The sequence below is a fragment of the Moorena sp. SIO2C4 genome, assembly GCF_010672485.1.
Lineage (GTDB): Bacteria > Cyanobacteriota > Cyanobacteriia > Cyanobacteriales > Coleofasciculaceae > Moorena > Moorena producens.
The window spans coordinates 1-11,477 of the sequence record NZ_JAAHGN010000110.1; the positions used below are offsets into that span (position 1 = coordinate 1).

Annotated in this window: 10 protein-coding genes; 4 read left to right on the forward strand and 6 right to left on the reverse strand. The window is 43.6% G+C overall.

Annotated features, from left to right (window positions below):
• Nucleotides 1-114: 114 nt before the first annotated feature.
• On the reverse strand, nucleotides 115-1,542 hold the full coding sequence (locus tag F6K20_RS08690; RefSeq protein WP_131827358.1) for an LCP family protein: 1,428 nt from the start codon (nucleotides 1,540-1,542) through the stop codon (nucleotides 115-117).
• Nucleotides 1,543-2,217: 675 nt separating this feature from the next.
• Between F6K20_RS08690 and F6K20_RS08695 the strand changes: the two genes are divergently transcribed.
• A complete protein-coding gene (locus F6K20_RS08695; protein WP_008191588.1) occupies nucleotides 2,218-3,279 on the forward strand; it encodes a mannose-1-phosphate guanylyltransferase in 1,062 nt (353 codons plus the stop codon).
• Nucleotides 3,280-4,314: 1,035 nt separating this feature from the next.
• Here the strand turns inward: F6K20_RS08695 and F6K20_RS08700 are convergent.
• Nucleotides 4,315-4,623, reverse strand: a complete 309-nt coding sequence (locus tag F6K20_RS08700; RefSeq protein WP_008191590.1) for a hypothetical protein — start codon at nucleotides 4,621-4,623, stop codon at nucleotides 4,315-4,317.
• Between the two features lie 419 nt (nucleotides 4,624-5,042).
• Here F6K20_RS08700 and F6K20_RS08705 point away from each other — a divergent pair, with 419 nt between their 5' ends.
• Nucleotides 5,043-6,938: a TolC family protein gene (locus F6K20_RS08705; RefSeq protein WP_287263042.1), complete on the forward strand. Its 1,896-nt coding sequence runs from the start codon at nucleotides 5,043-5,045 to the stop codon at nucleotides 6,936-6,938.
• 325 nt (nucleotides 6,939-7,263) lie between these two features.
• Nucleotides 7,264-7,593 (forward strand): 2Fe-2S iron-sulfur cluster-binding protein, encoded by a 330-nt coding sequence (locus F6K20_RS08710; protein WP_008191595.1) that lies wholly within the window; start codon nucleotides 7,264-7,266, stop codon nucleotides 7,591-7,593.
• 92 nt (nucleotides 7,594-7,685) lie between these two features.
• Here F6K20_RS08710 and F6K20_RS08715 read toward each other — a convergent pair whose 3' ends face one another.
• The gene (locus F6K20_RS08715) at nucleotides 7,686-7,826 is read right to left on the reverse strand and encodes a hypothetical protein (protein ID WP_154659991.1); all 141 of its coding nucleotides are present in this window, start codon (nucleotides 7,824-7,826) and stop codon (nucleotides 7,686-7,688) included.
• Nucleotides 7,827-7,937: 111 nt separating this feature from the next.
• Here F6K20_RS08715 and psbM point away from each other — a divergent pair, with 111 nt between their 5' ends.
• Nucleotides 7,938-8,051: a photosystem II reaction center protein PsbM gene (gene psbM, locus F6K20_RS08720; RefSeq protein WP_044495836.1), complete on the forward strand. Its 114-nt coding sequence runs from the start codon at nucleotides 7,938-7,940 to the stop codon at nucleotides 8,049-8,051.
• A 587-nt stretch (nucleotides 8,052-8,638) separates the two neighbouring features.
• On the opposite strand, the gene F6K20_RS08725 is transcribed toward psbM, so the two are convergent.
• The 3 genes from F6K20_RS08725 to F6K20_RS08735 all read right to left on the reverse strand — a co-directional run bounded on the left by F6K20_RS08725 (nucleotide 8,639) and on the right by F6K20_RS08735 (nucleotide 11,064).
• The gene (locus tag F6K20_RS08725) at nucleotides 8,639-9,481 is read right to left on the reverse strand and encodes a universal stress protein (protein ID WP_008191600.1); all 843 of its coding nucleotides are present in this window, start codon (nucleotides 9,479-9,481) and stop codon (nucleotides 8,639-8,641) included.
• 822 nt (nucleotides 9,482-10,303) lie between these two features.
• On the reverse strand, nucleotides 10,304-10,474 hold the full coding sequence (rpmF, locus tag F6K20_RS08730) for a 50S ribosomal protein L32 (protein ID WP_008191603.1): 171 nt from the start codon (nucleotides 10,472-10,474) through the stop codon (nucleotides 10,304-10,306).
• Between the two features lie 44 nt (nucleotides 10,475-10,518).
• On the reverse strand, nucleotides 10,519-11,064 hold the full coding sequence (locus tag F6K20_RS08735) for a hypothetical protein (protein ID WP_008191605.1): 546 nt from the start codon (nucleotides 11,062-11,064) through the stop codon (nucleotides 10,519-10,521).
• Nucleotides 11,065-11,477: the final 413 nt, after the last annotated feature.

Sequence of the window (11,477 nt, forward strand, 5' to 3'; positions counted from 1 at the left end):
AGTAGCCGATAAAAGCACCCATAGCCAAGCCATAACAAGAACTAAAATTAGTCCCAATAAGCGTCGCCAAATCACCCTAATCACTTGTGAACCTGACTCATTAAAACTTAAAGCCTAAAACTCCCTCTCTAACCAATCTTCACCGACTCTAATCGTCAGCTCAGATTTGAGATGACCAGTAGAGGATGCTTCTACTCTACCTAGTCCCAGGACTTTTTTGACAATATCTGCTGTTTTTATGTCCCCTTGCTGAACAATAATCTCAGTCTGGGACAAGCGGTCAGGCCAATCTGAGACATAATAGACATTGTAGAAGTCATGTCTGGCTAAATAGCGGGCAACACGGCGACCAAGTTCTGGGTCATCGGTAGCATTTTGAACCGCAATTCTGACCCGATGGGGTGAACGGCGGCGCTTTAATGAACTCTTATATTTCGGTTCTTGCTCGAAATACTCACTCATCACTCGGTCTCGCCCTCGTGAATTCATCAGCCAGTAACTGGCAATGTATTCATCAGCCTTGCTAAATCGACCAGGCAAGAGTACCATTCTGATATTATCTTTACCAACCTCTAGACCAAAACCGACCAGTGCCAAGATTTCCTCTAAGCTGAGATTGGTATCAATATACTGCTGCATCACTCGCAGGATTTTGGGTAAACGAGGCAAGACACTGGGAGTAACTAAACGCTGGCGCAGGGCCTTGAGTAAGATCTGCTGCCGCTGTATCCGAGCAATATCACCATTGTCTTTTCGGAATCGAGCAAATTGTTCGGCTTGGTCTCCATTCAAAGTTTGCCACCCTGGTTCTAAATCAATTTCCAGTTTCTGAGTGACATCTACATATTCCATCCTCTCAGGCACAAACACTTCCAAGCCACCGACCAAGTCCACAAGTTCCCGAAATGCATCAGTGGTAATGCGCACATACCTATCAATTGGCACATCATTCAAGGTACGGCTAACCACTTCTGCGGTTAAGGTAGATCCACCTTTGACATTGGCATCGTTAATTTTAATTATCCCAACACCGGGAATTTCTATTCTGGTATCCCGTGGAATTGAAAGCATATTCACTGAGTGGTCTTTAGGGTCTAAGCGCAACAGCAACAGGGTATCACTGCGACCTCCAAAAACCTCTGGGGAACCTGGCAACGCATCTGGGACTCGGTCTATTCCCATCACCAGGATATTAACCGGTCGTGACAGGTTATAGGGAAAGCTTTTACGCCAAGACTTGTGCTCAGAAGCCGCTGGTTGATTCTGGGGGATTTTGGAGTTTTCCGGTTGAGAATGGGATTTAATCAGGGGCGACAATGGGGTAACTAGGGCTAAGGTGGCTCCCAAAGCCGCAGAAATAACTGCTGTCAGGACAAAAGCGCTACTCCAAAATACCCACCGCAAATAGGGGGCAAAGGTTAATCTTAATCCAGAGACAGAAGCGTCTAGGTCTGTAGTCAGGTCAAGCTGAGAGTAAGAGACTCCTGTATCACCCTCTTGGGGTGATGGTTGTGGTGTTGAAGCTGAGGCATTATTAATCACACCTGTATCCAAATCTACCTATGAATTGTGATGACTGTTGTTCGCGTAGCCTGGCCGAAAGGCCAAGCATTCAAGTTCCAAGCCTATAGTTGGCTATCCAATTAAACTGTAGCCTGTGGCTACAGTTTAAGATATTCTTCTTTGGTAAGCATTCAGCTATCAACTCTCAGCTCTCAGCTCTCAGCTCTCAGCTTTGAGCTTTTAAATAAAACAAGTAAGCATTCGTTTAATCTTTGTTACGTCAGCTGAATGCTGACGGCTGACGCCTGACGGCACCTCAAGTAGCGTGAGCTTTTAGCTGACGGCTGACGACTGAATGCTTACGTTATTTATTAGTCTATAAGTCTAGAAGTCAAAGCCAATAAACCATTGTGCCTACCTTCAAAGTGGCTTAATTGAAAAAAGCGCTTTGGCTACCCACGGCTAAAGCTCCTGGGGAAAGCGCTTTGAGGAACATCAATGAGTGATTAATCGTTTATGATCAATGCACAACAGGAATGCCTGAACAGGTATGAAGGAATTGGTGGACAAATGAGATTAGTCATGAGATTAGTCATGACTAATCTCATGGCTAAAGAAGTACTTTAACCATTTTTCATAATCTACAGCCTATACCAGCTGAATCAGGGAAAGTGAGGTTAGTATGTAGCAGAAAACTACAGTTAAGGCTACATCATGGATAACTCTCTCATACCTGTGATTCTTGCTGGTGGCAAAGGAGAACGGTTTTGGCCGTTGAGCCGTAAGCAACGACCCAAGCAGTTTTTATGTTTGGATGGTAGTGGTAAGAGTCTTTTACAGGCAACGGCTGACCGATTGATTAAGCTGACGGTCGGGCCAGAACAGTTGTGGGTGATTACTTCTGCTATGTTAGCTGAGGGGGTGACTCAACAACTACCATCGTTACCCCAGAAGCATCTATTAGCTGAACCGGAAGGACGGGATACAGCACCAGCGGTGGCTTGGGCAACTCTAGAGATTGCTAAGGCTTACGGAGAAGATGCGGTAGTGGGCTTTTTCCCTGCTGACCACTGGATTGAAGATGAGCAAGGGTTTCAGGAAACTATCAAGGCGGCTGCTCAATTGGCTGCTGCTGAGTCATCGATTGTGACCTTAGGCATCACGCCCCAATACCCTTCTACAGGCTACGGTTACATTGAGCAAGGTGATAAGACTGGCACGTTTGAAGGATTGCCAGTGTATCAGGTCAGTCGGTTCACCGAAAAGCCTAACCAAGAGACCGCTGAGGAATTTTTGTCTACTGGTCGATTCAGCTGGAACAGTGGAATGTTCATTTTCCGGGCTGGGGTAGTTTTAGATGAATTGCGCACCCATGCACCAGAAATTATTGCCCCTTTAGAAGAAAAAGGTGTGGCGGCTTATGCTGAGCTAGATAAGAAAAGTATTGACTATGCTTTGATGGAAAAAACACAACTAGCTTATGTTTTACCAGCCTCCTTTGGTTGGGATGATTTGGGAGATTGGAATGCCTTAGAACGCCTGCATAATGGCGATGCTAAAAATGTCGCAATGGCTAATCATGTAGAACTGGATACTCAAGGAGCAATTGTCTACTCCAGTAGTGAAGATGAGGTGATTGTTACTATTGGTTTAGACGATGTGGTGGTGGTACGCGATCGCAATGCTACCTTAATTGCAAAAAAAGACCGTACTCAGGACATAAAAAAAGTTATAAAACTTATACAAAATAATTCAATACTTCAAGATTTTTTGTGATTAATCGCTTTTCATTATTTCTTGGTTTAACTCCCTTATAATTATGATTAACCTCAGAGTGATTCAGAATATATAGCTCATGGTTTTATCATTATTTATGATTTATGAGTCAGTGGTGCTCTTAATTTACTGAATTAATTATATAATCTTAACTATCAAAAAATATAAAAAAAAATATAAAAACTTAGGCTATGGATCAAGTGTATAAACAGGGAACAGGGAACAGAGCACAGGAAAAAAAATATGTATGGATTTTTATTCACTAGTTAACAGGTTGTCATATAAATACCTAAGGCTAAATAAATAATACCCTGAAATTAATAAATACAAATAATTATTTAAAAGTCTGTTTATTTCTGGATTTTTGCTCCAGGGTTTACTAAATTTTATTGCTGCTTATTTTTGTAAAAAATTAGGTAATTTGACTGGCGTAAGGTCTATTGGTGGATTGCTAACGCCTTGCTATTGCCGGATTGCTAACGCCTTGTTTCAAGAAAGAACGTTATCCCACTGTTAATCCTTAGCCATAAACCTTAGGCAGACACAATTTGGTGAATTTGTGAATGCCGAATAGATAGTAAGCAAGAGAATGCGATGCTCGGTACGAGCCGCTACGCGATGAAGCGTTCGCAAAGCGTGGCCAAAGGCCTCAGCTTCCGCTAAAAGCGATGGCAAAACCCTTGGAACACAATTAACCCTGAGCATCAAGTAATCGTCACAAAAGGGATAAGGTTTTGGTAGTGTGGCAGACAGGAAAACCTGTTCTGCTGTTCAACCCCACCCCAATCTAACCTAAGGTCAAAAAAGAATAGTTTTATCGTAATTGAGGCCACTTACTGATACTAGAGCATCGGCTCAGTAATAGAATTTAACCCATCAACCCGATATCTGGATTGACAAAAAGTTGCTCGATTCCCATCTCTCCATCCTGGCATTTCCCTATCTTCCCATCCCTAGTCAACCCAGTTTTACGATCACAGCAAGCAGTCAGTTAATATGCATTTAAATTTCCACCTCAAGTAGCGTGACCTACGGTCAATCGCGACCCTTATGCAAAAGCGAGTCTACCATCTCCCCATCTCCCAGTCTCCATCTCCTGACAAGGGTAGGTTTTTTACTTTGGAGATAGGTAATAGGTAATAGGTAATAGGTAATAGGTAATGGGTAATGGCTAATCGGTAATGGGTAATCGGTAATGGCTAATGGGGAGATGGGTCGGTAATCGGTGGAAATTCTTGTAGATTTTCCGACATATTTTGAGAAATTTATTCCCAATGCCAGTACGTACTCGCCCAAATGTAAAAAACCTACCCAAGTGAGGTCTCCATCTCCCCATCTCCCCATCTCCCGATGAAGCGTTCGCAAAGCGTGGCCAAAGGCCTCAGCTTCCGCTAAAAGCGATCAGCCCCTATTCACAATTGAAATGTGTGACAGATTATTCTAGGGGTTATGCGATGAAGCGTTCGCAAAGCGTGGCCAAAGGCCTCAGCTTCCGCTAAAAGCGAACGCATCTAGTCACTTTTCTCCCTGCAACAAAAAATTGCCAATATGAGGATACTGTGAAGCCATTGCCCACTATAATAAAGTCTTGTTAAAGAGCAACTCCTATAAAAAATGGCAATTTGAGGCTCAATCCTGATTTAGATATGCAAACCGGGAATATTCCTTTGCTAAACGCAATAGCAAGCCATTATCCTGCCATTGGTTGCTAAATTGAGCAAGAGAAGTAATTCTGCTAAGACTAAAAATCAACTGTAAAATCTATGCCAACTTTTCGTTATATATTAGCTGTAGGTGTGGGGACGGCAATTGCCTTGAGCGGCATGGAATCCGGAGCCTCAGAAGATTTACCATCAGTTACTAAGCCTCAGAATAACTCAGTAGCTACACCTAACCAAGAATCCTTAACAGAAGCAGCCCCAAACTCAGAGGTAGGGGAGCTAGTGGTAGAAGTCATCAATAACACTACCTCAGCTGCCAAGCAACCAGAGCAACAGGAGTCTATTCCCTCTGTAGATTCCTCACCTTCAGAAGCAGAATTAGTCCAAGAAGAATTAGTCCAAGAAATTATTGATCAAACCATCCTGCCTACTGACCAGCCAAAGCAGGAGGAGTCGATTCCTGCTGTGGCTGAACTCCTAGCAGCGCCAACTAATCAGCCAAACCAAGAGGAGTCGATTCCTGCTGTGGCTGAGCTAGCAGCGCCATCGGAATCTGTAGACGTTGGTGAGGATACGGTGGTTGAATCTGCCACAGAGGAAAACCCTGAGTTAATGTCACAAACTTCTGGAAGCTCACCAACCCCTGGAACCTCAGCGCCAGAGTTTCTTGATCCTGATCCCAATCCTTTATCATTTCCTACCCAAAGCCAGGAAGTCCAGATAGATATCACACAGCCCATTACCCTGCAACAAACCATAGAACTGGCAAAGCGTAATAATCAGGAATTACAGCAAGCGCAACTGACCTTGGAACGTAATCAGTTTGTTCTCCAAGAAGCCTTAACCGCTTGGTATCCCAGTTTGTCAACAAGTGCAGCCATTAACTATGCCGATAGTGCATCAGGCCAGGTAACAGACGAACTAAGGGCTCAGCAAGGATTACTTCCAATCAATGAGCCGTCAGGAAGTTTCACTGCAGCCCTACGGTTAGAATATAACCTATACACTGGTGGGCAACGACCAGCACAAGTCCGGGTAGCTGAGGAACAGCTAAAGTTGCAACAGCTAGAGGTAGAACGCCTCTCTGAAGAGATCCGACTTCAGGTCACCCTTGCCTATTACAATTTACAAGAAGCTGATGCTCGAGTTGAGATTTCCCAAGCGGCAGTCACCGAGTCCGCTCAGATTCTACGGGATACGGAGTTACTGGAACAAGCTGGTTTAGGAACCCGATTTGAGGTTTTGCAACAACAGGTTGAGCTAGCCAATGACTCTCAAGGGTTGACCAACGCTCTGAGTGACCAACGTATTGCTCGACGTCAGCTGGCGGAGTTATTAAACTTATCTCAATCCGCAGAAATTACTGCAGCAGATCCCATCGAAATTGCTGGAAGTTGGGATTTATCTCTAGAACAGAGCCTGATCCTGTCTTATAAAAACCGATCTGAGTTAGAACAGCAACTGGTCCAACGAAAGATCAACAAGGAACAGCGCACCATTGCTCTGGCTCCAGTAAGGCCCCAGTTGAGTGTGTTTGGTCAAATCGACCTAGCTGATAGCTTAAATGATACGTTGGGTTTTGGTGATGGTTACTCGGTAGGGGCACAATTCCAGTGGAATTTCTTTGATGGCGGAGCAGCGATGGCCAGAGCTAGGCAGGAAGATATTGATGTTGCCTTAGCTGAAAGCAGTTTTGCTAACCAACGGGATCAAATACGCTTTGAGATCGAACAAGCTTATTCTCAATTAAACTCCAATGAAGAGAGTATTGAAACGGCATCCTTTGCCCTAGAAGTAGCACAAGAGAGTCTCCGGCTAGCTCGGTTACGATTTCAGGCAGGGGTTGGTACCCAAACCGACGTAATTAACCAGCAAACGGCTCTTACCCGGGCTAGGATTAACCAACTTACTGCAATTCTGGGCTACAACCGCGCTCTGGCCAACCTGCAACGGGCAGTGAGTAATTTACCAGATAGTAAAGTTAGCGATATTCCCTAGTATTCCATCAAAATTGAATGAAGGGGTAAACTAGACTTGTCCTAATTAGACCCCAGGTATTAGGCACTAGGTATTAGGCACTAGGTATTAGGCACTAGGTATTAGGCACTAGGTATTAGGCGTTAAAAACTAACCCCTAACATCTAATACCATTAACCTTGCCCTAACTCTCAAAACTAAATTGACAGAGTAACTCCTATGGTTTATGGTTAACGGTTTATGGCTAACTTAGCCATGAACCATTAACCAGGGATGCTTATTTTTTTAACATTCCTTAATAAAATAGTAATACTATCAGAAAATAAGATCAGACTTGGGACAAATCATGGCTAATATCAAATTTGTCAAGGAAGACCAAGAAGTCATTGCTGCCAATGGAGCGAACTTACGGGAGAAAATGCTGCAAAATCGCATAGATCTCTACACGTTTCGGGGCAAGCTGGTGAATTGTGGCGGTTATGGTCAATGTGGGACCTGTATTGTGGAAATTGTGGCAGGCATAGAAAATCTATCCCCTAGAACTGAGGTGGAAAATCGGAAACTCAAGAAAAAGCCAGATACTTACCGATTAGCCTGTCAAGTCTTGGTGAATGGACCGGTGAGTGTGAAAACTAAACCAACCCTTAAGAGCAAATCCCCATCTGCTGCCATCTAACCTACCAAGGGATTTTAAGGGCTAGCTGGCGAGGGATTGTCAGCTGAATACCGCTCGTTATATAGAGGTGTACATAGGGTTTGTAGGATTTATCAATTGGATGAGGTGCTTTCGTCCTGGGTTTGTTCGCGTAGCGTGGCCCAAAGGCCAGGGAGTAGGGAGTAGGGAGTAGGGAGTAGAGCTAAGATAATTGACTGTATCTCACCAGTATTATCAACGCGCTTATCTACCATTAGCCGGATTTCCTCCTGCCAGGCTTCGATTTCTATCTTCTATTTCTACCAGCCGTGTTAATGGTATCCTATAGCTGGTGGGTTAAAAACGATTTAGAGGAACTAATAATCATGCAAGTTAACGATCTAGGGTTTGTTGCCAGCATCCTGTTTGTGCTGGTTCCGGCGGTTTTCCTGCTAATTCTTTATATCCAAACCGCGAGCCGTGAAGGCTCAGGAAACTAGTTAGCTGATCTGGTGATAATCCCCACGCCTGTACCAAAAGCGCAAGCATTGCTCCTTAGCTAAAGGTCAGGGTGGGATTCTTCCCAGGATAAAAGTCTAAGGTATTTTTTGTATAAGGTTGTTTAATTAATTAGAATTAAACAACGGTTAATTTAACTTTTCCCGCCACTAAACTAGGCGGGATTGTAAGTGATGGTTACCGGATTTACGAGTATATCTCCCACGACTAAAGTGCATGGAAGCTAAAGTACGTGGAAGTTTAAATAGTTAGTCATTAACTTTTTCTCATTAAGCCTTGATCATAAACCCTTTTTAAGCAACTTGTAAGCAACAAGAGGTTTACTGGCAATACTAATGACAAAGTAAGCATTCAGCTATCAGCCGTCAGCCGTCAGCTAATTAACTAATCAACGGGCGGTAGTAAACAAGCTTACGAACTAGTATGGCTGGTTGAAAATCCCTGCTCGTTTACTCATCCGACTCCGTGCAGTTAAAGCGCCTACTCGCTAATAGCTGATAGCTGATAGCTGACGGCTGAATGCTTACATGACAAATGACTAATGGCTAATGGCTAATAACTGACTGCTTCAAGTAGTTGTGCGTGATAACAACACTGGGCAATTGGCTTTGACTCTGACGTAGTCTGATAAAGAATTACCCAGTAATCGATCTAAATCTACTAAACTCTTGGCGATAGAAGGACGACGGTCAGGAGAACCGAGAATCAGCAAGTCGATGTTCTTGTCCTCTGCTAACTGGCAGATTCCTGGTCCGGGTTTACCGCCACTTAGAACACAACGGTAAGAAACACCTTGCCTTTTGGCTTTTGCTGCTGCTTCTGCAAGCACTGGGTCTGCTTCAGCATTGCTCATCAGTTGATCAGGTTTGGCTTCGGGGATGACACGAGCTAGATATAGTTGAGCATTCTTCATGTCTCGCACTAGAGATAGAGCCAACTCGAAGGAATTTTGAGCAGCATCAGATTTATCCATTGCGACCATAACCCGTCTGATTTGTTTGACGTAGACATCGTCTTTGACCAACAACATCGGGCGGGAGGACAATTGGAACACATATTGGCTAACGGAGTTTTCCAAAATCGCTTCTAGGCGAGTTAGTCCTCTCGAACCCATAATAATCAGGTCGGTTTCCTCTTCGTCTGCCACTTGGGTAACGATATTTTTAGGGTCTCCCTGTTTGAGTCTGGGAGTGATTTTGCTGGGGTCAACTTTTAACGACTTGACCGCATCTGCTAAAATCTTACCCCCCTCTTCTAACTTAGCTGACATGGCTTCAGCTGTGACTTGAGGACGCACGACATGTAGAACTGTGACCGATGCCTGTTGTATGGCAGGGATTTCGGCCAACATGTTGAACATTTCTTCACACAGTCCCCGACCAGCTACAGATATTAAAATTTTTCTTATCATTGGGCAATTATTGCTGGAGTTAGTGACATACTCCCACACTGAACTCAACGAGTCAGTGTGGGCTTCTTGCCAACTCCACCTATCGGTTCGGATACTCGGCAAGCTTTATTAACGATACGGGATGCCCCTCCGCACCGGAACAATACAGAAAAGTTCGATTTTAAAGCACGTAGGTGGCGGTTAGCTCTTAATTTGTTTTCCCTACTATTTTCAGTATAGACGATTTCAAAACAATCAATCGCGGTATTAGCTAAATTATCCTTGGTTACTGATCATTGAGTTACCAAATTTAGTTACCAAACTTAACAATTGACCCTTCAAAATGTTTGGTAAATTGTCTGGCATTGACTTGAAACTTAACTCAATGGTATTAAGCTGTGATACATCTAATTACCACAGCCCAACTAATCAGTTTCTGTTAATTGTTAACCACCAACAGTTAACGAACAGAAATTAATTTTAGATATGCCAGTTCAATCCCCAGCAACCTATGGGAACCTCAGATAGTTTTCCGGTAGGGGTTGAGGGTTGGACTTTCCCTGGTATATAAAGACCAGGATACTGATAATGAGGCTAGAAAATTTTTAAAATTTATTAACGCCGGTGAGAAGACAGTACTCCTTGATCAGTCAAGACTCTCACGCCTAGCTTCAGTATTAGCTTCCGATTTATTAAGGCAGATCAGTAGCTTGGAGACCCGAAAGTCGGATCTAGGTTTTAGAGCAGCAAGCCGTATAACGCCTTCTAAGTGATACGTAACCCACCGGAACCATGGTAAAAATCAGCGATACGCCGTCCGAAGCCCGGTGGGGAGGAGTAAACCTAGTCTTCGTCTTCTTCTTCCGTTGTTGGATAAACAAAGCTAGAACGCCCACTCAGGACTGCTTTACCGAGAGAGAGGGCTTTTTGTGCTTCCAGATGCGCTTTGCGCTTCCAGTTAGCTTTACGTTTATCCCGTTTGGATTTTGAGGTTTTCTTCTTAGGAACAGCCATAAGTGTAAATTATTTAAATTGTTAGACAGCTTTTCTATCTTATTTCATTGTCTTGTATCTCGGTCTTCTATCTGGTTGTCAGGTGATGATGACTCAGGAGCCTGGTTGTCAGGTGATGATGACTCAGGAGCCTGGTTGTTTGCTGGCGGTGCCTGAGGACTTGGGGAAGCTGGTTCCAGTGACTGTGGCTGAGTTTGAGCAGAAAAATCAGGTTCCTCAACTCGCAGTAGGAACTGGGTATTGGGAAAGTAAGTTGCCCAATACTTGGCATCCGGTCGTCTTTTCCAGGATGGACGGCTGACTTTTAACAACAAGACTGGGGCAATTTCTCCTTGATTTTGCCCTAGAATAGTAATCGCTACCTTTGTAGTCAATATGTCACTATCGAAGCTCCGTTGAGCTGCTGCTCTAGCAACTACTTCAGCACGGCGCATAAAGCCTTGGTAAGTTTCGTCAGGCTCACGATTCAGGGTAACATTAATACGAGCTGTCTTGGCTTCGGCGCTTTGGGGAACAATGGCAACTGTAGTCAACCAACTAACCCCTACTAAGCCGGGTAACACCAATAGCCGGATTACTTTGGACAGCATACTATTATATCCTCTGATTAGGCCAAAAAAGGTTAACTCTTATAATGAAGGAAAATCTTGACAGAAGCTAGATTGACATAAATTAGTTGGAAAGCCTAGTTCGAGAGCCTTTAGAGGTGGACTATCTTCGATGGTGTTAGATTAATTAATTAATAAATTTAAGCTGTTAGCTTAAGCTAAACAAGGTTGAATTAGAATTTAAGTGTAAGGGGAAACTACAGCAATAGTAATAAAATTAGGCATATATATTAGGCATAAAATATACTAGTTTCAGCCGCTAGGGTATGGGGTAAATGGCAAATTACGCTGGTATAGCAATTGGCATCAACCGCTATCAGTTCTTACAACCTCTGAACTATGGTCAAGCAGACGCTCAAAGACTACAAGGGTTTTTTGTAGACCAAGCTAATCTA

Bases quoted from the DNA above. Each gene is read 5' to 3' on its own strand.
- F6K20_RS08695 (WP_008191588.1), top strand. From the start codon at position 2,218: ATGGATAACTCTCTCATACCTGTGATTCTTGCTGGTGGCAAAGGAGAA.
- F6K20_RS08700 (WP_008191590.1), bottom strand. From the start codon at position 4,623: ATGGGGAGATGGGGAGATGGAGACCTCACTTGGGTAGGTTTTTTACAT.
- F6K20_RS08705 (WP_287263042.1), top strand. From the start codon at position 5,043: ATGCCAACTTTTCGTTATATATTAGCTGTAGGTGTGGGGACGGCAATT.
- F6K20_RS08710 (WP_008191595.1), top strand. From the start codon at position 7,264: ATGGCTAATATCAAATTTGTCAAGGAAGACCAAGAAGTCATTGCTGCC.
- F6K20_RS08715 (WP_154659991.1), bottom strand. From the start codon at position 7,826: ATGGTAGATAAGCGCGTTGATAATACTGGTGAGATACAGTCAATTATC.
- psbM (WP_044495836.1), top strand. From the start codon at position 7,938: ATGCAAGTTAACGATCTAGGGTTTGTTGCCAGCATCCTGTTTGTGCTG.
- F6K20_RS08725 (WP_008191600.1), bottom strand. From the start codon at position 9,481: ATGATAAGAAAAATTTTAATATCTGTAGCTGGTCGGGGACTGTGTGAA.
- rpmF (WP_008191603.1), bottom strand. From the start codon at position 10,474: ATGGCTGTTCCTAAGAAGAAAACCTCAAAATCCAAACGGGATAAACGT.
- F6K20_RS08735 (WP_008191605.1), bottom strand. From the start codon at position 11,064: ATGCTGTCCAAAGTAATCCGGCTATTGGTGTTACCCGGCTTAGTAGGG.